We start from the raw sequence: 23714 nt of genomic DNA, 5'->3' as shown, positions 1-23714 counted from the left end.
TAGACAACAATCCCAAAGTACCGTCACGTATCAAAGCCTTGATCGACAAAACCGGACCAAGCCCTCTCCCCGTTTTGACCAACATGGCCAAGCAACTGTCAGCCCAGGGTGCTGACCTTCTCGCCATGCCCTGTAACACCGCGCACCATTACTACGACGAGTTGGCGTCAGCGGTGGACATCCCGTTCCTGAATATTATGGAATTGGTTTCTGCGCATATTGCCGATCAACAACCCGGCTTCAGGCGCGTGGGTCTGCTTGCCTCATCGGCCTTATCTACCATTGCGCTCTATGAGCCTTGGTTCGGTTCCCGGGGTGCGGAGGTCGTCTATCCCCCTGCGGCGGAGCAACGCGCATTGATGGAGCTAATCTTCGCTATCAAAGGTAATGCCGGCGACAGTATTGGCTACGCGGCGATGCAGAGCTGCGCCGAAACTCTAGAAGCTATGCACGTAGATTGCTTACTCATTGCCTGCACCGAACTGTCTGTAATCTCTGAGCAACTGCACACAGCTCTGCCCAGCTACGACGCGCAGGACATCTTGGCACACGCGGTGATCGCCCAAGCCAGCGGCACGGGTATCGCTTAAACAATCCAGTAGCAGGCGATAAGAGTAATCGGGCTATTTCTCTTTTATTGCGCTGCGGATCGCCTCTGCGGTCAGGTCCGCGCGAAACCCAATCATTTGTCGACCCAGCTCCACCGCGTCTTCTAGCGGTGTGATGGGCACGCCATTGATTGAAGCGCGACCTGCCAGCACACGCTCCTCAAAACGCACCTGCGTAGGGTCCGTGACCATCATCATGGCCGTGACCCAAATATCATCGTGGTAGCCATCTTTGCGGGTCTCCTCAACGCCAAGCTCGGTTGTCGTGAACTTCTCTACGGCGTCCCAACCCGGGCTGTAAAATTCTTTGACGAAATGCGCCCGGACGGGCAACTCGGCCCAACGTTCGTTCAGCTTGGCAGCGACCGCTTGCATGCCCCGCTGATTACCACCGCTGTCCCCAATCATGATGATGTTCGTAAAACCCGATTGCTTCAAACTACTTGCGATATCGCTCAGCAAAGCCTCGTAGGTGCTAGCGCTGAGACTGATGGTTCCAGGAAACCGCATAGCTCCTGAGGGAGGATCAATATCGCCTTCTGGCACAAATTTCACGATAGGTGCACAAAGCGCATTCTTGAGGCGGCTGGCGATTGCCGGGCAGCTAGCTTCGAGGATGAGGTTATGCTTTCCCGTCGCCAGGTAGGGTCCATTCTCCTCAACACCGCCGGTAGGGATAATGACCGTAGTGTGACCTGAAGCAACAAGGTCTCGAACCTCCATCCAGGTCAATTCTTCGAGCCAATAGGACTGCCTGGCTTCGATCGGTCTTTTCGCATTAAGCTTGCTAAGGTAGGGGTCCGCAGAACCCAACGCTTTAGCTGACGGGTCCCTGTCGCCCTGTGCAGCTCCGGTACAAGCCGCGCATAGTGCCGCTGCCACAAGCAGTCCAAACGTTGATAGCCTTCGCATTCCATTCTCCGATCAATTCAGTAAACACGCTGGATGACTTGTGGTCTGAGCTTGCGCGACCCCATGCTCTCACATGAGCTTAATGCTACCTAAAAATCCGGCGTAACTCCTGGGTTGTGCGCCTTACAACCGATACTCGCGAGAAGTTTCGAGGTCGAAACTTGACAGGGCTGCGTGCTTGATTGGTAATGGCTTCTGCGCTACTGCACCGCAGCCGGATAGCTGCGCACGTTTGCCGCTCTGCGTAGCTGGCGATAAAACACTTTGGACCTGATTCGAGTCTCTCAATTGATGAGTTTGCGCCGCGCCATTGCTCTACTGTCAGTCACCGTACTCTTAGCGGCGGCCACCTTCGCTTTGCTAGGAACCTCCGTGGACAAGGGCGCGGGACCCATCGCCGCGGTGTCTTCGGACCGAAATACGCTTATCGAACACGGAGAGTATCTGGCTGTGGCCGGCAATTGCGCGAGCTGCCACACGGCGCCCGACGGAGAGTACATGGCCGGCGGTCTCGCCTTCGACACACCCTTTGGCGTTATTTACTCCACCAACATCACACCCGATGACGATAGCGGAATAGGACTCTGGAACGACTGGGACTTACTAAACTCTATGCGTCATGGCGTCAGCGCCAACGGCGACCACCTATACCCCGTATTCCCTTACACCTCTTTTACACAAGTAAGTAATGAGGACGTAGCCGCACTCTACGCATACCTGAAAAGCATTCCGGCAGTGAGTAGTGACAATCGGAACAACGACATTAAGTTTCCCTTCAATATGCGCTCACTAATGGCCTTCTGGAAGCTGATGTTTTTTGAGCCCGGCGCCTATGAAGTGAACGAGAATCTATCCACGGAATGGAACCGCGGCGCCTACCTCGTGGAAGCATTAGCTCATTGCAGTGCCTGTCACACACCACGCAACCTACTGGGGGCCGAGCAACACAATGAGAAAATGGCCGGCGGCGAGTATTCCGATCGCGTGGCCCCGGGGGTGACCAGACCCTGGTCCGCACCCAACCTTACTGCATCAACTCGAGGACTAGGACCTTGGTCTGAGGCCGACCTGGAGGCCTATCTCAAAACCGCCCGAAATGAATTTCTGGAATCCTTTGGGCCTATGAACGAAGTGATTATGCACAGTACCCGGCACCTATCTGACACAGATATTCAGGCCATGGCCGTGTACCTAAAGGCTCTACCGGCGATCGACCCCCCCGAGCCTTCGCAGCCGGACAGCGTTGTCCTGGGTCGTGGCAGAACCATTTACAATCTGCACTGCGGCACTTGTCATCTTCCCACAGGTGAGGGCGACCCAGAGATGGCCCCCCGTCTCAACAAAGGTAGCCTTGTCGTGCAGGCAGATAACCCCGCCTCGATGATTAACGTAATCCTGTATAGCCCCAAAGCCCCAAAACCGGCACTGAGCCCTAAATGGCGAGAGCCTATGGACGAGTTTCAGTACATTCTGGACGACGAGGAAGTATCCGCCGTAGCGACATTTATCCGTCACTCTTGGGATAATAACGCCGGCGCCGTCACACCTGAGCATGTCGCTCGTCAACGCGCAGAGTAACTATGGACGTCGTAGCTAAAACCGCCAAAACACTCAGCAGTGCTATGATTACGCCCGCCGTCGGTATGAGGGATAACGCTTGATAAACCGTTCTCTAACCCGTTCTCTGGCAGTTTTGCTCGCGAGCTGCTTACTTTTTACGGCCTGCAGCGAAAAATCCGTAGATCCGGTCTCGGGAGCATCTGAGTTACGCGTTCGACTCCTGACGGGAGACCAGTACAACAACAGCATCGCGCAAACCTTCGGCAGCGACATCAGTGAAAGCGTCATCCCGCCCCTCCCACCGCTACCTCGCAAAGAGGGTCTCCTCGCCTCTGGTGCATCCTTTGTTGGCTTAACATCTGACCAGGTCTCTCAAATTCAGCTGGCCGCTACTAAGATTGCAGCTCAGGTTGTGGACAATGATCACCGCGCTTATCTCGTGCCCTGTGAACCCGCCCACCAGACCCGTCCCGACGACCATTGCGCACAGCTTTTTATTGAAGACAGCGGACGCTTGTTATTCCGGCGCCCCCTGGATGATCGACGACTCGAGGACCTTGTGATCGTCGCGCGAAGCGCTGCTGATAAGACCGGGGACTTTTACGAAGGTCTGGCTCTGGCATTGGAAGCGCTGCTAATCAGCCCTGAGTTCCTGTTCGTCATAGATCACGTGGAGCCTGATCCGACCACAACGGAAAGTATGCGACTGGATGCCTACGCCTTGGCATCGCGCTTGAGTTTTTTCCTATGGAACGCCTCTCCCGATGCGGCGCTTTTGGACGCCGCTGAGAGTGGTTCGCTGCATACGCCATCTGGACGCGAGGCCGCTGTCGAACGCCTCATGAGCAGCCCCAGACTGGAGGTAGGCATGCGTGCGTTTTTTGACGACATGCTCGCCTTTGATGACTTCAATAGCCTTGCAAAGGATCCTGTTGTCTACCCCAAGGTAAGCGCAAAAACCCTGGCTGATGCCCGGGAGCAAACCTTGCGAACCATTATTGACCACCTCTTGGTAGAGGACGCTGACTACCGTGACCTGTTCACCACCCGTAAGACATTTATGTCGATGTCTTTGGCGGCACTTTATGGCATCCCCACAGGAAAGGGCTGGAAGAGTTATACATTTGACGAACAGAGCCACCGAGCCGGCTTGCTGACGCACGTGAGTTTTTTAGCGGCCAATTCCCACGCGGTGCGCAGTTCACCCACGCTAAGAGGCAAAGCGATGCGCGAACTGCTTCTGTGCCAGCACGTTCCTGATCCGCCCCCCAATGTGGATTTTTCCACGCTCGAAGACGCGGGCGATGTCCCAACAGCACGAGAACGCCTAAAGGTACATAGCACCAATCCATCCTGCGCCGGCTGTCACTTAATCACTGACCCCATGGGGCTTGCGCTGGAAAACTTTGATGGTGCCGGCGCTTATCGGGATACTGAAAACGGAGCAGTTCTGGACATTAGCGGAGAACTCGACGGTGTATTCTTCGATGACATTGAAGGCCTCGGCGTCGCCATGCGAAATCATCCTAAACTCTCAGCCTGCCTGGTCAATCGGCTTTATGCCTACGGTACGGGGGGACCGGTATCGTTGCGTTATGACCGCGATATTTTGAAGCGCTTCGAAGATCGCTTCGTGGCCAGTGAACATCGGGTGTCCACTCTCCTTCGTGACTTGAGTCTAAGCGAAGCCTTTTCTTCTATTCGAAAACCCAGAGTAGCTCCCAACGCGTTGGCCGTAGCAGAAAACAGCGCATTATCACGCCCACCGTCGGGTAGTACTCAACATGACCTCGCGGGTAGTCACGAAGAGGCCAATCGATGAGCCGACTAAATCGCCGCCGCTTTCTTCGAGGGACACTCCAAGGTGCCGCTGTCAGCGTCGCCCTGCCCTTCCTGGATGCTTTTTTGGACGGGAACGGTAAAGCACTCGCCTCAGGAGAATCGCTGCCAACGCGTTTTGGCACATGGTCCTGGGGACTAGGCATGAACCGGGACGTGTTTGTTCCCAAGAAGACTGGCGCAAATTTTGACCTCCCTCCGGAGATTGCATCGCTTGCGCCAATCCAGAAGCACATCAACCTGTTTACCAATTTTGATGTATTCAAAGACGATGCTCCCAATCTTTGTCATCACTCAGGCTGGGTCGTATTGCGTTCGGGGATAGCTCCCACGTCCCGGCCGAATCGGCCCGGAGAGACAATCGATGTCTCCATCGCAAGGAAACTTGGCAACGAGACCCGTTTTCGCAGCCTCAGCGCTACCGCAACCGGCGATGTTCGTGACAGCTTCAGTTACGAAGCAGGTAACTCTGTGAACGCTCCAGAATGGTCTCCCCTGCGCTTTTACCAGCGTCTTTTTGGCGCGGATTTTCAAAACCCTAATGCAGACGCATTTGCTCCCGACCCACGACTGATGATCAGAAAGAGCGCTTTGTCATCGGTGCAGGAAGATGCAAAAAAACTCAATCAGTCACTGGGCGCTGAAGATCGCGCACGCCTGGATCAGTACTTCAGTGGCATCCGGGATCTCGAACGTCGCTTTGATCTGCAATTAACAAAGCCCGATCCTCGTGAGGCTTGCATCATTGCACAGGCCCCGGAAGACATGCCCAGCGGACTCGATGCGGATTTGGTATCCAAGCGCCATCGGATCATGACTGATCTTATGCTCATGGCCGTGGCTTGCGATCAAACCCGGGTGTTCAACATGTTTTATGCATCTGCGTTTTCGGCCACCACCAAACCCGGATACGACAAACCCCACCACACGGCAACGCACGAAGAAGCCGTTGACGGGTCTCTGCACTACCAACCGAATGTATCCTGGTACACCCGCCGCGCGATGGAAGAGTGGGCGTATTACGTGCAGGCCCTTGCTGACTTTCGTGAGGGGGACGGATCCTTACTCGATAATTCCCTTATCTACGCCACCACCGACCAATCCTTTGCAAAGATGCATGCCATCGACGGAATCCCGATGTTCACCGCTGGTAATGCCGGCGGCAAAATCAAGACCGGCTTGCACATCGACGGGGGCGGCAGCCCCGGCTGTCGATTGGGTTACACCGCCCAGCGGCTTCTGGGTCTGGATATTGATAGCTGGGGTTCTAAGAGCAACACAAGCTCCGATGCCATCGGTGAAATACTTGTTTAAGTCGTTCCAAGTAAAGATAAACATCCTGTCGATCCCGCGGTTTGCGCTCTGCCTGCTGTGCAGCGCCTTCACTCAGTCCACGCTAGCGGCTGACTCAGAAGTGCTCACAGAAAGCGAAAGCACTGCTCGCGAAGTATTCCGGGCCGTGCCGCTGCCGCCGAACTTTCATGTAGAAGCCACGGAACTCGAAGGCCCCGTGTTCGCCGACAGAAACGGCAAAACGCTCTACACCTGGCCACAACTCAAGTTGCGCAATGGTTACAGCGGGGAAGCCGCAGGTAACACAGCCTGCTACGACAAGGTGATCACTGTCACCGCCGGATTAATGAGCCCCTACCCCCCAGGACTGCAGCTGCCGGAACTGGATACACGTCCGAGCTGCACGGATCTTTGGCCTCCGGTACTGGCTGAGGGCAATGCTCAAGCCATCGGAAACTGGAGCGTCGTTCTGCGCAGGGACGGTGCGCGCCAATGGGCTTACAAAGAACAACCCCTGTACACCTCGGTGCGCGATAAACAAGCGGGCGACACCTACGGCGGCTCGCGACGAAGACGCGGCGCGGACGGCGGTGGCGATGGTGACTCTCCTGCCGGTCGCGTTCCGGCCGGCCCGCCGCCCGAACTGCCTCCAGGTTTTGCCATCAAAACTACCAGCATGGGGCGGCTGCTTACCACCAATCAGAATTACGCTGCCTATGCCTTTGAGGGTGACTCCATCGAATCCTCGGCTTGCGTGGATGCTTGTCTCAAAGAACGAAGCCCCATTTTGGCACCGGCCCTGGCTAAAGCTTTTGGTGAGTGGTCGATTCTCGAGCGGGCTCCAGGCATCAATCAGTGGGTGTTTCGCGGAGCCCCCCTGTACACCTACACCTTGGATCCCGAGCCTTGGAGCCAGGTCGGCAGCGATGAACCTGGCTGGCGCAATGTGTTTACGCAGGCCGCGCCAGTTATACCATCGAGCTTTACCTTGCAACACACCCTCGCTGGCACTGTTCTGGCAACTGCAGATGGCCAAACCATTTACAGCTATCAATGCGGAGATGACTCGGTAGATCAACTTGCCTGTGATCATCCAGAAGATACTCAGGTCTATCGTCTGGCGATATGCGGTGGTGGTGACGCTCAAAAGTGCGGTGAACATTGGCCCTATGTAGTGGCCAAAGATTCACAAACAAGCAGCAACCGGGCTTGGAGTATTCTCAATATCGATCCAAGTACCGGGCGTTTAGCGCATGCTGAGAACCCTCGGGGGATTCGCGTCTGGGCATTTCGAGACCGCCCGGTTTATACCTTTGCGGGCGACCAGCGCCCGGGAGACGTCAACGGTGCGGGCACCGGGGAATGGCGCGGCAAACGGAATGGCTTGCTGGCTTTCTGGGTTCGCGATGACTATATGAAGGGCATTCAGTGATATGAAGGGCATTCAGTGATCACTCGTATTTTCCATTTATCGGCCGTTGTCGCCGCAGTCCTCGTGGGGACCGTGGCGGGAAGTACACAGCTAAAGGCACAGACTGTTGAAACTGCCATCCGCGACGGAAAAATTGGCTATGCCATGACCGATCTGTTCTGGGCCGTTTACCAGACTCCGGATGCAAAAGAAGAGTGCCCCGAAGGCTTTAATGACGGACCTCGGGAGCAGTTCGAGAAACTCTATCCTAATCACACGGCGATGACCGTTGAAGACACTCAACTGCGTCAGGAAGTTCAAACCTGGCTGCCAAGTACCGAGTCAGACGGTTTTGAATTTCGGGAAGCCGAAGGCCCCTACTCCTGGGGACTCAATCTTGATGATGCCTTAGGCGATGACGATTTTGAGCACCCTGACGGCTCCAAGGGAATCGATAACCAAGTCTATCGTGCTGTGGGCTGCGTGATCGGTTTTAGAGGTCCCGACGGGGTGGAGTACATATTTCAGAACAAGGCCATTCTCGACCAAAACTACAGCCGCATGATGATTGAACTGGGCGACGTAGATGATCTTCGAAGCGATGAGTCAGTCACCGTCAGCCTATACCGCGGACGAGACCGCTTGCTGACCGATGCGACCGGTTTAAACGTGGTTCCCGGAGGATCGCAAAGAATTGATCGCCGCTGGGGTGAAAGCCTCATACGACACACCACTGGACGCATCGAAGACGGCGTTCTGCGCACAGAACCCATCGAAGAAGTGGTGATTCCCTGGATGAACCTGAGTGTTCCTACGATCCAAATCATTCGGGACATGCGGCTTGAACTCCAACTGACTCCCGAAGGCGCCACAGGCCTGGTCGCAGGCTATGCGGACATCAACAGTTGGTACTACCAATTGATACGTAATGACTCAACGCACCATCTGAGCAACGGTCAGATATCAGGTATTTCTCTCTACAAGGCGCTTCGTCGTCTCGCGGACGCCTACCCAAGTCCAGATACGGGTGCCAATACCGCTATTTCCACGGCATTAGATGTAAAGATGCGCCAAGTATTCATAGTCCACACGGAGTCAGACTAAATTGAAACGCCCACGCTCCACCCATAGCAATCCTTATTGGTCGGTGAGTTCCCTCGCAGCCGCAACCACTGTGATTGTCATGAGCGCCATCAACGTCGCGCTTATGGACACCGGCCTTGGCAATGCGCTGGAACTGCTTATGGGCCTTGCGCTTGGCATAGCCGTCGTTGCCATCGCTACACTCGTCATATACCTTGTTTTCGCAGGCATACGCGGTATGCCTTTAGCCGCAGTAAGTGTCATCGGCGGCGCATTACTCACTATATGGGTCCTCAAGAAGAACGGTCCAGCCAATATTGCGAGAACGCTGTTGGACCAACAGCCGTGGTCCATGGCGCTCGACCTGGAAGCCCTCTCAGCTCTATCCCTCATGGCTATGGTTCTGGCCGTCACAGCGATCGCCGGCCTTACGGCTCTGTTGTTACGAGGCAAGTTTGGCGCACTCAAAGCACCCCGCAAGGCCATAATCCTGATCGCGACCGTCGCTTTGGTCACCATAGGCCTCAACTCCCTGGGAGGCTTAGTGGGTGCGGGTACCGATCCCTATCCCGACGACGGCGCTTATCCTCAAGCCTTCGAAGCTCCTCCAGCGCTCGGTAATCCGGCAGCGCCCGGCACTTACACTGTCAGCACTTTGACCTACGGCGCTGGAAACAATGTTCGACGACCGGAATTTGGGACGAATCGAGATATTGAGAGTCGGGTCGTCGACGCGAGAAAACTGCTGCCGGAATGGAAGGACTTCAAGAAGAGTATGCGCGAGCGCTACTGGGGTTTTGGGCTCGCAGAAGCCCCCCTCAATGGTCATGTCTGGATGCCGAGCGGCGAAGGCCCCTACCCTCTCGTACTTATCGTGCACGGCAATCATGGGATGGAAGACTACTCAGATGACGGCTATGCCTATTTGGGGGAGTTACTGGCTAGTCGTGGATTCATCGCGGTATCCGTCGATCAAAACTATATCAACGGTAGCTGGTCTGGAGATTTCCAAGGCAAAGAGATGGCAGCCAGAGCATGGCTACTGTTAGAGCATATTGCTCAGTGGAGGGATTGGAATCAAACACCGGGGCATAGATTTGAATCCAAGGTAGACCTCGACAATATAGGCCTCATTGGTCATTCGAGGGGCGGCGAGGCCGTTTCTATCGCCCATAGTTTTAACCGCCTGTCTCACTTCCCTGACGACGCTACGCTCGGCTTTAACTACGACTTCAACATTCGTGCCCTCGTCGCCATTGCGCAGGTCGACCAGCGTTATCACCGCCGCGTACAACTGACAGATGTGGACTTTTTTAGTATCCACGGAAGCTACGACAGTGATGAGCCTGCTTTCCACGGTCTGCGCCAGATGAACCGAATCCGCTACAGCGGGCAGGAGTATTCCTTTAAGGCCGGCGTGTATCTGCACGGTGCTAATCACGGACAGTTCAACACGGGCTGGGGCCGTCATGACTACTCCCCCCCCGGCGCATGGGAGCTGAATACCGCGCCGATCATTCCCGGTGCCGAGCAACGCGAAGCCGCCAAAGTCTATATTTCCGCATTTTTAGAGAGCTCTCTGCATCATGACGATCGCTTTTTGCCGTTCCTGAAAGATCCCCGCAGTCTTGCATCTTGGCTTCCCCAGCGGACCTATGTTCATCAGTTCATGGATTCGAGCTTCGAAGCCTTTGCCGATTTTGAAGAGGATATCAACGCAAGTACGGCGAGCCAGCAAGATGCCAGCGTTGACGCACAAAATCTGTCAGTGTGGCGAGAAGAAGCCTTAAAACATCGAGACAAACGTCTCCAGGGCAGCAATGCAGTGGTGCTCGGCTGGCAGCAGCCCGCAGCGGCTTACACCATTGGGCTAAGCGATACTCAGTCAGTTTCTCAGGATCGTGCGCTTGTATTTTCCGTGAGTGGATCTACAGAAAAACCGGGTCCGGCAACGGAAGACGCCCCTGCGACGATACCCACGATTGCGGATTTCAGCGTCAGTCTCGTCACCCACGACGCACAAGAAGCGACGGTCCAGGTATCCCGGTATGCTCAACTAATACCACCGGTACGTGTTCAGTATATGAAAAACGAGGAACGAAACAAAAAAGACTACAACAGTGACTGGGAGCCGATATTGCAATACGTTGAGATCCCTTTCAGCGCTTTTGTGAATGCCAACCCACAGCTCTCACTATCCAACATCAGCAACATCCGCTTCGAGTTTGATCAAAGTGATAATGGCGTCCTCATTCTGGATAACATCGGAAGTGCTCAAATCACCCGCGCACAACAGCCGTCCGAAGAAGTCACCTACTCACCTTAGAGGTGAGTAGGTGAGGTGATGAAGTGAGGTGATGAAGTGAGGCGTGCCTTGGGAACGTTCAGTTGGGCTCGACGTAGACAGCACCGCCTTTCATAACGAGTGTCACGTCCCGCAATGCAGAGATTTCAGCCAGGGGGTTGCCTTTTACAGCAACGAGATCGGCAAGCAGTCCTGACTTCAGACGTCCCACGCGAGCGCTGAGATGAAAAATATCCGCGTTTCCAGACGTCGCAGCACGCAGAGCATCTTCAGACGTCATCCCATACTCGACCATCATTTCCAACTCTCGCACGTTGTCGCCATGCGGATAAACGCCCACATCGCCGCCAAAACAAATATCGACACCACTTTTAAGCGCTGCCTTGAAAGACTCCCGCTTACGCACAATACGCTCCGGCTCGGGATCCACGCCCTTCTCCCAGCCACCGTACTGGGCAATCGCATCTCCGGCAGCCAATGTCGGGCACAGCGCCACACCCCTCTTTTTCATCAAACGCAGTACTTCCAGCGTCGCGCCGTCGCCATGTTCGATCGTCTCCACCCCCGCAAGCACAGCGCGACGCATAGCTTCGGCCGTTGAAGCATGCGCCGCAACGCCGCGCCCGCTGCTTCGCGCGGTCTCTACGATTGTTGTCAACTCGTCTACAGAAAAGGTTGCTGCTGCTGTCCCTGAGGGACCCCAGCGATAATCTGCATAAACCTTTACAAAATCGATGTCGCGTCCAATTTGGCTGCGTACCACACGAATCAAATCATCAAAGCCGTCGGCCGTCTCAGCGCCCAATGGCACAGTAACGCCTTCGTGAAAGCCCTTAGGACCGTAACTTCCAGTCGCCACAATGGCTCGGCCAGCTACAATCAAACGGGGACCGGGTATCAAGCCTTTATCGATGGAATCTCGCACAGAAACATCTGCATAGCCCGCACCCTCAGATCCGAGGTCGCGCATAGTCGTGACGCCTGCAAAAAGGCTGTCCCGGGCATGATTTACGGCACGAACAACCCGTTCAGCCTCGGATTCCTTGAGCACCTGGTCGTTCCAAGGCGTTTCATTGTAAGGGTGCAAAAGCACGTGTGAGTGCCCTTCGATGAGTCCCGGAAGCAATGTCTGGCCTTGAAGCTGCAACACGTCGTCTACATTGACTGTAGGCGCTGCGCCCTTGGGCCCGGCGTAGAGGATGGACTCGTTCGAGACAATGACCACCCAATCATCATGGAGCTGGCTGCCATCAAAAACATGGGTAGGCTCCAGCCGTGTTACCTCCGCTTTCGCAGGAAACATAATCAGAATACAACTACTGAAAAGTAAGGCCGAAAGGACGCGATTCATCTATAGCCTCTATTAATTGGTCCGCCTGGCAAGAGTCGAACTTGCGACCTGCCGCTTAGGAGGCGGCTGCTCTATCCTGCTGAGCTACAGGCGGAAGATTTATGGTTGTACTTATGATGGTACTTAATGGCGTACATATACCGCTAACCGCCTGATTGTATCAAAGCTAAAGAGTCACCTAGCACATTCAAGTTATCTATGATGAAGTCATTGGCGGTCTGTAAACAAATCAAGGGGATTATGGATATGAGTTGGTGGGAACTAGGTAAACATCAGGAATACCACGGCAAAGATCTAGCGCTTTACCGAATAAGCTGCGCTTCTTACGTAATGACCCTTTGGTCTGCCGCTGATTACGGGGCTATACATGACTTCAAAGTGTTGCCGTTGGCCGCGAAAGAGAGAGTTGCGCCGGATCATTGGCCCGAGGCGATAGGTAGATTCTGGGTTCAAGCAAAAAGCAGCTTAGAGCAAGATAACCTTGATGTCGCCGCAGTGGTGGCGAGGAGTGCCCTTCAAACACCAAGTATTATTTCTTACAATTCTCAAAGGTGTCAGACTGAGCGTTAGCCGAGCGCTTTTGAAAGCTCGATCTACGTATTATTTCAGGGTTAGAAGAAATGCCAAAGGCAAGTGAAATTAAAAAGAATACCGCTATCGAATATAACGGTAACACCTACATAGTAAGGGACATTGAACGCTCTGTTCCGCAAGGCCGTGCTGGCGGCAGCATATACCGCATGCGCATGTACGATGTGATCAGCAACAACAAAATTGACGAGACCTTCAAGGATTCAGATATGTTAAACCTTGGTGATGTCATTCGCAGGCCAGTTATGTTTTCCTATGTCGATGGGGATGAACATGTTTTTATGGATGTAGAAAATTACACGCCATATAACTTGAATAAAGAATCCATCGAGGACCAAATCCTTTTCTTCAATGACTCAACAGAGGGAATGCAGGTCGTCATTGTTAAAGATGCACCTGTTGCGCTAGATTTGCCGAACAGTGTTGAGCTAAAGGTGATGGAAACTGATCCATCGGTCAAAGGCGCTTCTGCGACATCGAGGACCAAGCCGGCATTGTTATCTACCGGTCTGACCGTGCAAGTCCCTGAGTACATTGCTACGGGCGAGACGATTAAGGTGAGCGTAGAAGATCGTAAGTTTATCAGTAGAGCAGACTCTAAATAGAGTCCGCTCAACTTTTCAACACTCATCCATGCTATTTCGAGTTATAGGTGCGGCGCATCACGCGGAGCCTCTGCAGCCCAGTCCACTAATAATTGCCGCGTGTCTTGCTGCCAAGGGTGAAAGTCCTGTGCATAAAATTCTTTGTAAGGCGCCCAACCGCCCTTGAAGGCACCGTGCTCGCCAAACAAACCAGCTAGGCCCCTACGCCAGAGGGAAAAGTTAAACAGCTGCTTGTCTTTGCGCAGAATATAAAACGTGGCTCGCATCAATTCGAAACCGATAAAGAAGGATGCGCGCTTCATTACTGCCACACGTAACGCTTCGCTGCCACCCACTGCTCGATAAACATCAAAGGCCACGGATTTGTGTTCCATTTCTTCAGCCGAGTGCCAGCGCCACAGATCACGCATTGCCGGATCCGCATTGTTCATCACTGACTCGGGACGCAACAGCAATTCTGCCAGGACTGCGGTGAAATGCTCGATGGCGACGGTAATCGCAAGGTTTTGCAGGGGCGAGAGGTTTTTCTGCGCCCAGACAAGGCGACGGGTCAGTTTCCCTTCCAGTTTTGCCAGGTCATAACCGCGTGCATCACACAAAGCTTCGTTGTAGCGCTGGTGCTCGCGGCGGTGAAAACCCTCCTGCCCGCAGAAACCTTTAATGTGATCCTTCAACACAGGGTCAGTCACGTCGCCTGCGAAATGCCGCACACTGTCGATGAAGAATTTCTCTCCAGCGGGAAAGGTGATAGACATGCCGTTGAAAACGGCCGTCAAGAACGCATTCTGGTCTAACCATTCGCCCTGCAACGCCTCGGCGATATCATGTGAGCGATTGCGTGGCTTTATCTGCACCGACGCCGGCGTGGTTGCCTGACTGGCTATCTGAGTCGCGTCCGTTATGGCCCGGTTTTGTGCTCCATTGTTCGATGTCATTACTATGCTCCGCGTGTCGTTGTCGTAACGTGTGGGAGTATCCTAGTTGACAAACAGCCATCCATAGGAGTTATATAGAGTCATTAACCGGGTCATATCCGCTCATATTGGGGGTTATATACCATCTGTTGGCGGGTTAAATGCCATCAGGGGGATTTGTGCACGCGTATTACATCTCAACGCTTTTGCAGGTACTGGAGCCAGCGGGCATATCGCGGAAGCAGCTCCTCCACGGTACAGGTATTGCCGAGACTGACGCCCAGGCGACGCTGAATTTAAGTGCCAGTCAACTTGATACGGCGTGTACCAATGCCTTGTCGTTGTCCAAAGACAGCCAATTGGGTTTGAAATTTGGTAGCCAGATTAGCATCGCGTCGCAGGGCATCTTCGGATATGCGCTGATGACCAGCGCCACAATTGGAGACGCCCTCAACCTGCTGGTGCGCTATAACCGGGTGATACTGCCCAGCATTGGTGTGCAGCTGGAGCGTCACGAAGACCAGCTTGAGCTTTGGGTTAAAGCGGCGCACCTGCCCCAGGACTTGCAGCGTTTTTACACAGAAGTACTATACGCTGCGGTCATAAACAGTGGTGGCATTCTGTTGGGGCGACAAACCGCCATTATCAACTTGCAGTTGGCCTACGCATCGTCGAAAAATCTAGCCCAATACCACGCGATCTTCGGGCCTGAGGTGCGCTTCAACGCGCCTCGCAGCGCGATGTTTTTTGACTACGCTAGTCTCAACTCTGCCATTTCAACCTCTAACCCGATCGCCAGAGATATTTTCAAAAGAGAATGTGATCGGCTGATATCACGAGATGTTTCGGGTGGCATGGTCAGTGAGCGAGTGCAGCAAATATTATTGCAGACAGGTTCGGAGTTTCCCACCAGCGCAAAGGTGGCGCAGCTATTACATATGAGCGAAAGCACGCTGCAACGACACTTGACTAAAGAGGGGAATCGATTTCAGTCGTTGTTGGATCAGGTCAGATATCGCCTGGCTGGCGAATACCTGAAAGGCACCAATCTGCCAGTGTCGGAAATAGCCTGCTTACTGGGCTTCAGTGACGCGGCAAATTTTCGTCGATCTTTCAGGCGCTGGTCGGGTACTACACCCTCGGAGGTAAGGCAGGCAGCGACAAGCACGGCACATCAGGCCTGGCCACGATAATTGTAAACGAACGGTTAACGAGTGTAAGAAATATAAACGGGGGGTGTCGACCAGATCGTCTGGTCCGTCTTGATCGGTGACCCCCACACAACGCGAAAAGCTTACCTATTGTCCCGCAACTGTACTCGCATCAGTGAGGAGGCAATTCATATTCGTTCATGCTTTAACTAGAACACGCAGCAGTCCATGCTCAGATAGATCGAGATCGCCCGGTAAACGATACCCAGCACCTTGCCCATTGCCTGCGGGTGGGCGGCGAAAAGGTACCGTAAAGGAAGTATCGCAGTGAGCTCCATCTGCCGCTGGATCGAATCCAACGTAACTTTCTGTCGGCCGTTTTTGACTACAGTCGCGTAGACCAAAATGTTTTTATCGACAATGAACGCGCACTGATTCTCGAAAAAAAACTTATCGGGCTGATCTCGGACTGGGATACACACTTAATCGCTATTCTACCGCTGAGACCGGCCTTACCACCGAGCATGGCTACTTGAGGAACGAGGTGTTTATTGAAGACGTGGAATACCGTACCCCCGACGTATACCTGCGCTACGGTTACGATTCACTTGATCGCATCCGTTTTCCAAGCCACGGCAATCGCTTCACCATTCAATTGATTCATCGCGAGGAAGACGTCGACGGAGAGCAGCTTTTGGGGGACGGTACCGACAATGAACTATATCGCAGCACGCGAACTCTGGTCGACTGGAAGGGTGCCTTCACTCATGGTAATCACGGTTTCATTGGCGAAGCATCCTTCGCATTTCTCAATAGCGAACTCGATCAAAGCATCCAGTAGGTTGAACTCAGCGGTTTTCTCAATCTCTCCGGTTACCACAAGGATGCATTGATCGGGAACGAAAAAGCGTTCGGGGTAATTGCCTACCAGTACAATCTTGGCCGCAGCCTTTTCGGTCTGGAGAGCTTCCCCATCTTTGCCGGCGCAAGTATTGAAACAGGCAACGTCTGGCCTGCCGATGAATCAATCGATTTTGGCGATTTGATCAAGGCCGGCAGCATCTATCTGAGCACCGACAGCAAGCTCGGCCCTATCGCCATCGCCTATGGATTCAGCGAGGATGACAACAGATCAGTCTATTTTTATCTGGGCGCGAATATCTGATCACTCACCCGGTCATGACACGTCACCTTAAACGTGTAAACGAATCGTCAATGCGAATGAATCCAAATTGGCGAATGATCAGCCGATCAGATTGCGAAGATAACCATCAACTTCGCCAGACAGTATGCGAATTCACTCTCGAGTGGGAACAACTGCACACCCATAACCGGGCAGCTGGCAAAAGCCTGCCTAGCGCTGCACGCTCAGTAGCGGCTGCATCAAGTCGGACAGACGTTGGCGCTGTTTCCCGGCATCGTCAAAATTGGCCGAATCCAGCCAGGTTTCGAATGCAGTGCGGGCCGCGGGCCACTCGTGATCCAGAATTGAATACCAGGCGGTATCGCGGTTGCGCTGCTTGTACATGGTCGCCTTGCGGAAGATCCCTTCGAACAGAAACCCTAATCGGGTTGCCGCCGCACAGGACGGTCCGTTCAAAGAGTCGCATTTCCATTCGTAGCGCCGATATCCGAGCACTTCAAAAACCTGCCGCATCATCAGATACATGACTTCAGTTGAAATGGATCGACCCTGTATCAACGGCGAGAAATGTATGTGTCCAACCTCGATAACTCCAATGGCAGGTTCGATGCGTAGATAGCTGGCAACACCAACTGCCTGGCCGTTCGCCAGATCGATGATGCTGAAAAAGCAGGGATCATCGCCCAGGCAGGTACCCTTTATCCACTCATGCAGCTCATCTTCACCTGCAAATGGTCCATAGGGCAGGTATGTCCAGTTGCCTGCACGATGATCTTCGCTGAATGCGGCAAACAAATCCCGTGCATGCCGATCCGCGTCGACGGGTTCCAGGCGGCACAACCTACCCTCGATAACGGCGCCGCGCGGATGTGCACAGCCTCGCCAGTTCGCCACTGGCGCGCCAACGGCCTGGCCCAGCTTATTTTTAAATGTAGACATGGCATTTTCCTGAAATTTGGATTGATAAAGGAGGCACGATTTCAGTACACCCCGCAACATAACAAAAATTTAATTCTGAATAGATGCTCACCACTACACCCCTGACTGCTCTACTACCAGAGTGCTACGCTGCTCCTTCAGCGATCCTACCGTCAGCCCCTGCGGTGAGCGAATGAGGCTATCCATAGGGCTGTGACGCCTTAAATTATGGGAGTGGTTCTGCATGGTGATAGCTACGGTTTTACTGCACCCCAGACGCGCTAAATCGCTGTAGCGCCCATTGAGGTTACTGAGTCATTAAGAAACTTATTTTTGCGTGGTTTAGCGTAGCGCAGCCCGTAGGCTTTGATGCCGCGATTCCAGGGCCCTGAAGCACCCCATCTGCACCCCATCTGCACCCCAGAAATATTGCGTTAGCAGATGCTTATCCCAACATCCCTTAGCATTGGTCCGCCTGGCAAGAATCGAACTTGCGACCTGCCGCTTAGGAGGCGGCTGCTCTATCCTGCTGAGCTACAGGCGGAAGGGCGATCGCCATTCTATCGGAAAGCAGTCTTGCTTCGTAGCCGACAAAGAACGCTTTTCGCACCGCCGCTGCAATGCCATACTTCTGATCACAGCAGCAGAGGTATAATCGATGGGCGACATGGATCTCGAGATCGCGCCTTATCTGGCCTTAATGGTCAATAAGGATGGCGAGGATATCTATTTTCACTCCGGGGCGAAAATTCTCATCAAGGGACCCTTTGGCTTCGCCTGGATCGGAGAGAAATTGCAGCCAGGGCAAACCGATCACATTTTCAGAAGCATTGCCTCTGACAAGAAAATCATGGAATTTGAAGAGCACGGCGAAGTGGATTTCAGCCTCGGCGTCCCCAACCTTGGACGATTCCGTGGCTCCGCTTTTCGTCAACGCGGCGAGACCTCACTGGTCTTTCGCTATGTCCGAAACGATATTCCTACGGTGGAAGAACTGGGCTTACCCTCGATACTCAATGACCTGGTAATGGAAAAAAACGGCCTGGTCGTAGTGGTGGGGGCAACGGGCTCCGGTAAGTCCACGTCCCTCGCAGCAATGATTGACTATCGCAATACCAATGCTGCAGGTCACATCCTCACACTTGAAGACCCCATTGAATACCTCCACAACCACAAGCGCTCAGTCGTGGCCCAAAGGGAAATCGGCGTCGATACCGAGAGCTACAGCACGGGTATTCGCTCAGCCATGCGTTCGTCACCAAATGTCATACTTCTTGGTGAAATCCGTGACCACGAGACCATGGAATTTAGTTTAAAGTTCGCCAACACGGGCCATCTCTGTCTTACAACGCTGCACGCAAACAACGCAGTATCGGCGCTGGAACGAATGATGACCTTCTTCCCACCCGAAGATCAGGGCAATGAGGTTGTACGCATAGCGCAAAACTTGCGGGGAATCGTCTCGCAACGACTCGTGCCGACAATCGCCGGCGGGAAGTGCGCTGCGATGGAAATATTGATTAACACGCCTCGGATCCAGGACCTGATCACCAAACAGGACCTTACGGAGCTTCGGAACACCGTCGAACAAGGTGCTAAGTATCAGATGCGTACTTTCGACCAAGCACTTATTGAGCTTTACGAAAAAGGCACGATTTCTGCAGAAACGGCTGTCGAGTACTCTGACTCAAAGAATAATGTGTCACTGCACATTCGCTTGAACAAAGGCAATGCCTTCGACGACATAGATTTACAGCTCGACGAGATCGATAGAAAATAAGCCAAGCTTGACGAAGAGGATCTACGGGGCAGGCACTTTCCTGCCCCTGCCCCGGGGCCTGCGTATTCAAGTCGCAAGGGCTCTAGTTAAGATTGAGCACTATTTTCCCAAAGTGTTGCCCGCTTTCCTGATACCGGAACGCGTCCCCCAACTGGGCAAGCTCAAAGCTACGATCCAACACCGGCTTTAACTCCCATTCCTCAAACGCTTTAACCATGTTCGCCTGATGCAAGTGAGACCCCACGGTGATTCCGGACATTACGGCGTTGCGCTGAAAGAACTCCGCGAGGGGCACATCCCCAGAAATACCCGTAAGCACGCCGATCATACTAATAGTCCCACCAATGCGAAGCGCGCGAACTGACTGCGTCACAGTTCCCGGCCCGCCTACCTCAACGACCAGGCTCACACCCCCGGTCATCTCACTGGCAAGGCGACCCCACTCAGGCTCCTCGCGATAATTGATTACCTCATCGGCGCCCAGGGCTCGAAGCTTTTCAAGCTTTGCCTCACTTGAGGAGGTCGCGATGACTTTGCAACCCAGATGCTTGGCGATTTGCAAAGCAAAAATACTTACACCGCCCGTGCCCTGGACAAGTACCCAGTCACCGCTGCGTAAATTTGTCTCCTCCACAAGCGCACGCCATGCGGTAAGCGCCGCACAAGGCAGTGTCGCAGCCTCGGCAAAACTCATATGCCTCGGCATAGGAGAGAACCCCTTTGCGGACATGGTAACGCTCTGGCTGGCAAAGCCGTCCTCGTGATCGCCGGGCACCCCAAGAAGACCCTCCAATGTGGCCTCGCCTTCTTGCCAGTTGGGAAAGAAACAACTCATCACACGGTCGCCCACAGCGAAGTCCGAAACGCCCTCTCCCACCGCAACAACCTCTCCCGCGCCATCAGACATGGGAATGCGTCCCTCGCCCACGGGAAGCAGCCCGGCCGCCACAAGATAGTCGTGGAAGTTCAGTGAACTGGCGTGTACACGTACCTGGAGCTCTCCCGCCTGCGGCGCGCGCGAGGACGCCTCGCAAAGCTTTAACTGATCCAAACCTCCTGGCTTTGTTATTTGTATGCACTGCATGGCTTTACTCCTTGACTAGGCTTATCGATTGTTTTGTACCGCGGCAGGACCTTAGCGCGGCTCGCACTCAGCTAAACGCGACGGATTCACACATTAAGGTAGAACGAGTTTTAGCGTGTCTCGTGCCTCTCTAGCGAGCTCCTCTTGAAAGTCAGGATGCGCGATAGCGATCAGGTCAGAGGCTCGCTGTCCAAGAGATCTTCCCCTAAGTTGCGCCACTCCGAACTCCGTTACCACGTAGTCGACCTGTGCCCGTGTCGTCACGACACCGGCGCCGGCCGCCAGCGTGGTCACTAGTCGCGACAGGGTACCCTTCTGGGCGGTACTTGGCTGCGCGATGATCGACTTACCATGCTCCGAATACGTTGCACCAAGGACAAAGTCGACTTGACCGCCGACGCCTGAGTAGATTTGGTGTCCAATAGAATCTGCGCAGACCTGTCCTGATAAATCGATTTGTAAGGCACTGTTAATGGAGGTTACCCGGGAATTTTTTGCAATGACCGTGGGATTGTTGACGAATTCAATATCGAGAAAAGTGACCTCAGGGTTATCATGCACATGTGCATACAGCTCGTCGCTACCCATGGCGAAACCCGTCACACTTCTACCCTTAGCAACTTTTTTCTGGGAGTTGTTAATCACGCCGGACTCCAGCAGGGGCAGCACCCCGTCAGAAAACATCTCAGTGTGTACGCCCAGGTTCTGATGACCCCCAAGGCAGCGTAAAGCTGCGTCAGGAATGGCGCCAATACCCATCTGCAAGCAGGCGCCATCTTCCACAAGACTCGCGACATGAGCGCCAATGCGTGATTCGATGCTTGACGTGCCGGCACTGCTCACATTGATGAGCGGCTCGGAGAGCTGGAACGCACTGTGGATATCGCGCACATTAATAAAGCTGTCACCATGGGTCCGCGGCATCAAGGGATTGATATGCGCAACAATTTTTCCGGCAACATCACAGGCGGCTTTGGTGGCTTCCACGGAAATACCCAAAGAGCAGTTACCGTGGCGGTCAGGCGGAGACACCTGAATCAAAGCCGTATCCACACGCTGCTCCCCCTTGCGAAACAACTTGGGGATCTCCGAAAGAAACATGGGTACGTAATCCGCCCTCCCATCATTAATCAGCTTTCGCGTTCCACGACCGGCGAAAAAGCAGCGATGCCGAAGGTGCCCCTCCATCTCGGGTGCAGTGACTTTGTCCGCGTGCTCCAAGTGAAGCTGCATCAAGGTGATGTTCTGACGAGAAATCGCGTGTTCCGCCAAGGCATCAAGAAGCAGCACCGGGGTCGCGGCCATAGAATGGCACCAGATAAACTCGCCACTTTCAATGGCGTTCACTGCATCCAAGGCGCTATCGCAATACTTCATGTGTAGGCTGTCCCAGGGTGGAATCGAGGCGAGAGTCTAGCCTTCGATGGTCTGTAGCTGCAATGCGTAAACTTTCAGTCTACAGAGGAGCACGCCACATCAAGCCAATAGCGAACATCAGGTGGGAAAGTACGACAACAAAGCTTACCCAACTTCGCATACGCGTATACCAGAGAGCTCTTTGCGGCAGCTGTCGCTCGTACCAAAGCAGCATCAGATGCCCTAGCATTAACAGTATTGCAGCAAGCAATGGTTGAGCGGTGAGCATGGCAAGAACGGCAAACAAGACGATGCCATTGCTGATCAGGATCGTCGCCCCGTGACCCACCGAGGGGGCCGAGAGTGTTTCCCCCCAAAGCGTACCCCCAAGAAAGCACAGTATGGCGGTGGAGTAGAGAAGGAAGGTTCGCTGGGAGAGCGCCAGCAACAGATCATTGAGAAACATCACCCCCAGGGCCGCAGCAACAAATGGCAGCAGACCCGCAACACTCAGAACCTGCATCAAGCGCATAGACATCAGGGCGCAGATCCCAATCGCCGAATCGTAAGAACGATTTCACCTACGCGCAACCCAAACTTGCGCATCTGCGATTCATTGATCAAAAGATCCGGGCCAAGAAGATACATGCGATCATCAATTCTCAGATCAATACTGCGATCGCCATAGGGCACGCGGAGCACGTAGTCGAGGAACATCGCGTTGCCAGCGACACTCGCAACCCCCTCTCCCACCACGTCCCCAGCGGTCGCTATAAACTGCCCATCCGCTGCGGGGGTCAGAGTCCAAACCCGTCGACTCTCTTCGCCGTCATCAAATACAAAGTCTTCCTCAAGCGTCCCAACACCGTCGCGCCAGTAGGCGTTGATATCCGCGGTGAAACGGCGAACAACCATCCCACTACGATCTTTGAGCAGCCCACTCGCCAAGAGAGGACCATTGAAAAAAACCTGAGGATCAAACACCGGTTGCTTGTCGGCGTAATCATCCACGGAAATACTACTGCAGGCGCTGAGCGCGCAAAGCAGAGTGAACACCAGTAGGAGTCTGTAGGACATCATGCGCTAGCTTTAGTAGTGGAAGTGAATCGGTTACGCTTAAAAACCGTGCCAAGATCAGTTTTGCCAAATGAGGGGCAAAAAAAACCCGGCCAAACGACCGGGTTTAAAACATGCGCATCTAGCGAACAGATGGTGTGCACCGCAACCATTGAAACTTAGCTATCTTACGGCCCTAGGTTCACGGTGGATCACCGGGAACCTAAAAAATTAAAGAGACACAGTACGGCTGACGGCCTGCGCAGCATAAGCACAGCTTCCGCTATTGCTATAGGATTCCAAGCGACGATTAGCGATAGCAGAATCACCCGACGTCACGCCAAACAATAACCCGTCAATATAACCCAACGCTTTCGCGTAGATAACATCAACCTGAGCATCCGGCAGGCCACCCACGACGTCGTCGAAGCGATCGTTGAACTGGTCTTCATTGAGGTAGCCCAGAGCATCGTCAGCTAGTACGCAGCCCAGTTGCGCTGCCGCATCCAGCTCGACAGAGCTTAGGGTAAGCGCTTGCGTAGGCACGCTCAGTGTCGCTGTAAGCGACATCAGTACACACAAATTGCGAAACATCATGGCCGCAACCTTCATTAGTTCGATGAACGGCACAATAGCGATGAAATATGACAGTTATGTGTCAGCAAAATGACAAATTTGTGTCATAAATTGTGACTAGGTCATCCCCTCATTCATGCTTTGCCTGGCCGCGACCCCGCAACACTAGCTATATAG

Annotated in this window: 21 protein-coding genes and 2 tRNA genes; 12 read left to right on the top strand and 11 right to left on the bottom strand. The window is 53.8% G+C overall.

Going from position 1 to position 23714, the window contains the following annotated elements; genetic code table 11:
* Positions 1-590, top strand: a 590-nt coding sequence (locus ACI9KD_RS12135) for an aspartate/glutamate racemase family protein (RefSeq protein WP_414981436.1), incomplete at its 5' end; no start/stop codon positions are given.
* 33 nt (positions 591-623) lie between these two features.
* On the opposite strand, the gene ACI9KD_RS12130 is transcribed toward ACI9KD_RS12135, so the two are convergent.
* Positions 624-1520: a creatininase family protein gene (locus tag ACI9KD_RS12130; protein ID WP_414981435.1), complete on the bottom strand. Its 897-nt coding sequence runs from the start codon at positions 1518-1520 to the stop codon at positions 624-626.
* Between the two features lie 291 nt (positions 1521-1811).
* Between ACI9KD_RS12130 and ACI9KD_RS12125 the strand changes: the two genes are divergently transcribed.
* The 6 genes from ACI9KD_RS12125 to ACI9KD_RS12100 all read left to right on the top strand — a co-directional run bounded on the left by ACI9KD_RS12125 (position 1812) and on the right by ACI9KD_RS12100 (position 11032).
* Positions 1812-3098 (top strand): cytochrome c, encoded by a 1287-nt coding sequence (locus tag ACI9KD_RS12125; protein ID WP_414981434.1) that lies wholly within the window; start codon positions 1812-1814, stop codon positions 3096-3098.
* A gap of 79 nt (positions 3099-3177) precedes the next feature.
* Positions 3178-4902, top strand: a complete 1725-nt coding sequence (locus ACI9KD_RS12120; RefSeq protein ID WP_414981433.1) for a DUF1592 domain-containing protein — start codon at positions 3178-3180, stop codon at positions 4900-4902.
* Entirely contained in the window at positions 4899-6233 is a 1335-nt protein-coding gene (locus ACI9KD_RS12115; protein WP_414981432.1) for a DUF1552 domain-containing protein, read from the top strand. Before ACI9KD_RS12120 ends, ACI9KD_RS12115 begins: the two co-directional genes overlap by 4 nt.
* Positions 6226-7644 (top strand): hypothetical protein, encoded by a 1419-nt coding sequence (locus tag ACI9KD_RS12110; RefSeq protein WP_414981431.1) that lies wholly within the window; start codon positions 6226-6228, stop codon positions 7642-7644. The genes ACI9KD_RS12115 and ACI9KD_RS12110 overlap by 8 nt, the downstream gene beginning before the upstream one ends.
* Positions 7645-7659: 15 nt before the next feature.
* Positions 7660-8727: a hypothetical protein gene (locus ACI9KD_RS12105; protein WP_414981430.1), complete on the top strand. Its 1068-nt coding sequence runs from the start codon at positions 7660-7662 to the stop codon at positions 8725-8727.
* A 1-nt stretch (position 8728) separates the two neighbouring features.
* Positions 8729-11032 carry a hypothetical protein gene (locus ACI9KD_RS12100; protein ID WP_414981429.1) on the top strand — a complete coding sequence of 768 codons (2304 nt, stop codon included), beginning with the start codon at positions 8729-8731 and terminating at the stop codon, positions 11030-11032.
* A 58-nt stretch (positions 11033-11090) separates the two neighbouring features.
* Here the strand turns inward: ACI9KD_RS12100 and ACI9KD_RS12095 are convergent, their stop codons facing one another.
* Positions 11091-12362, bottom strand: coding sequence for an amidohydrolase family protein (locus ACI9KD_RS12095; protein ID WP_414981428.1), 1272 nt, complete (start codon positions 12360-12362; stop codon positions 11091-11093).
* A gap of 17 nt (positions 12363-12379) precedes the next feature.
* Positions 12380-12456: transfer RNA gene (locus tag ACI9KD_RS12090), tRNA-Arg, on the bottom strand.
* 526 nt (positions 12457-12982) lie between these two features.
* Here ACI9KD_RS12090 and yeiP point away from each other — a divergent pair.
* Entirely contained in the window at positions 12983-13558 is a 576-nt protein-coding gene (gene yeiP / locus ACI9KD_RS12085; RefSeq protein ID WP_414981427.1) for an elongation factor P-like protein YeiP, read from the top strand.
* A 41-nt stretch (positions 13559-13599) separates the two neighbouring features.
* Here the strand turns inward: yeiP and ACI9KD_RS12080 are convergent, their stop codons facing one another.
* Positions 13600-14493: a metal-dependent hydrolase gene (locus ACI9KD_RS12080; protein ID WP_414981426.1), complete on the bottom strand. Its 894-nt coding sequence runs from the start codon at positions 14491-14493 to the stop codon at positions 13600-13602.
* A gap of 140 nt (positions 14494-14633) precedes the next feature.
* Here ACI9KD_RS12080 and ACI9KD_RS12075 point away from each other — a divergent pair, with 140 nt between their 5' ends.
* The 3 genes from ACI9KD_RS12075 (at position 14634) to ACI9KD_RS12065 (ending at position 16788) form a co-directional block, all read left to right on the top strand.
* On the top strand, positions 14634-15665 hold the full coding sequence (locus tag ACI9KD_RS12075) for an AraC family transcriptional regulator (RefSeq protein ID WP_414981425.1): 1032 nt from the start codon (positions 14634-14636) through the stop codon (positions 15663-15665).
* Between the two features lie 502 nt (positions 15666-16167).
* Positions 16168-16464, top strand: coding sequence for a hypothetical protein (locus ACI9KD_RS12070; RefSeq protein WP_414981424.1), 297 nt, complete (start codon positions 16168-16170; stop codon positions 16462-16464).
* 48 nt (positions 16465-16512) lie between these two features.
* A complete protein-coding gene (locus ACI9KD_RS12065; protein WP_414981423.1) occupies positions 16513-16788 on the top strand; it encodes a hypothetical protein in 276 nt (91 codons plus the stop codon).
* Positions 16789-16977: 189 nt separating this feature from the next.
* Here the strand turns inward: ACI9KD_RS12065 and ACI9KD_RS12060 are convergent, their stop codons facing one another.
* Complete coding sequence (locus ACI9KD_RS12060; RefSeq protein ID WP_414981422.1) at positions 16978-17706, bottom strand: GNAT family N-acetyltransferase; 729 nt, start codon at positions 17704-17706, stop codon at positions 16978-16980.
* Positions 17707-18152: 446 nt separating this feature from the next.
* A tRNA-Arg gene (locus ACI9KD_RS12055) sits at positions 18153-18229 on the bottom strand.
* A gap of 114 nt (positions 18230-18343) precedes the next feature.
* On the opposite strand from ACI9KD_RS12055, the gene ACI9KD_RS12050 reads away from it, so the two are divergent.
* Positions 18344-19465 (top strand): PilT/PilU family type 4a pilus ATPase, encoded by a 1122-nt coding sequence (locus tag ACI9KD_RS12050; protein ID WP_414981421.1) that lies wholly within the window; start codon positions 18344-18346, stop codon positions 19463-19465.
* Positions 19466-19547: 82 nt separating this feature from the next.
* Here ACI9KD_RS12050 and ACI9KD_RS12045 read toward each other — a convergent pair whose 3' ends face one another.
* The 5 genes from ACI9KD_RS12045 to ACI9KD_RS12025 form a co-directional block, all read right to left on the bottom strand.
* Entirely contained in the window at positions 19548-20549 is a 1002-nt protein-coding gene (locus ACI9KD_RS12045) for a zinc-dependent alcohol dehydrogenase family protein (protein ID WP_414981420.1), read from the bottom strand.
* A gap of 93 nt (positions 20550-20642) precedes the next feature.
* Positions 20643-21926, bottom strand: coding sequence for an acetyl-CoA hydrolase/transferase family protein (locus tag ACI9KD_RS12040; protein WP_414981419.1), 1284 nt, complete (start codon positions 21924-21926; stop codon positions 20643-20645).
* 79 nt (positions 21927-22005) lie between these two features.
* Positions 22006-22443, bottom strand: a complete 438-nt coding sequence (locus tag ACI9KD_RS12035) for a DUF3429 domain-containing protein (protein ID WP_414981418.1) — start codon at positions 22441-22443, stop codon at positions 22006-22008.
* Positions 22443-22985: a DUF3833 domain-containing protein gene (locus tag ACI9KD_RS12030; RefSeq protein ID WP_414981417.1), complete on the bottom strand. Its 543-nt coding sequence runs from the start codon at positions 22983-22985 to the stop codon at positions 22443-22445. The genes ACI9KD_RS12035 and ACI9KD_RS12030 overlap by 1 nt, the downstream gene beginning before the upstream one ends.
* Positions 22986-23192: 207 nt before the next feature.
* The gene (locus tag ACI9KD_RS12025) at positions 23193-23558 is read right to left on the bottom strand and encodes a hypothetical protein (RefSeq protein WP_414981416.1); all 366 of its coding nucleotides are present in this window, start codon (positions 23556-23558) and stop codon (positions 23193-23195) included.
* Between the last annotated feature and the right edge of the window lie 156 nt (positions 23559-23714).

This window comes from Congregibacter sp. (assembly GCF_047617445.1).
Lineage (GTDB): Bacteria > Pseudomonadota > Gammaproteobacteria > Pseudomonadales > Halieaceae > Congregibacter.
This window is presented reverse-complemented; position numbering and strand designations above follow the sequence as displayed.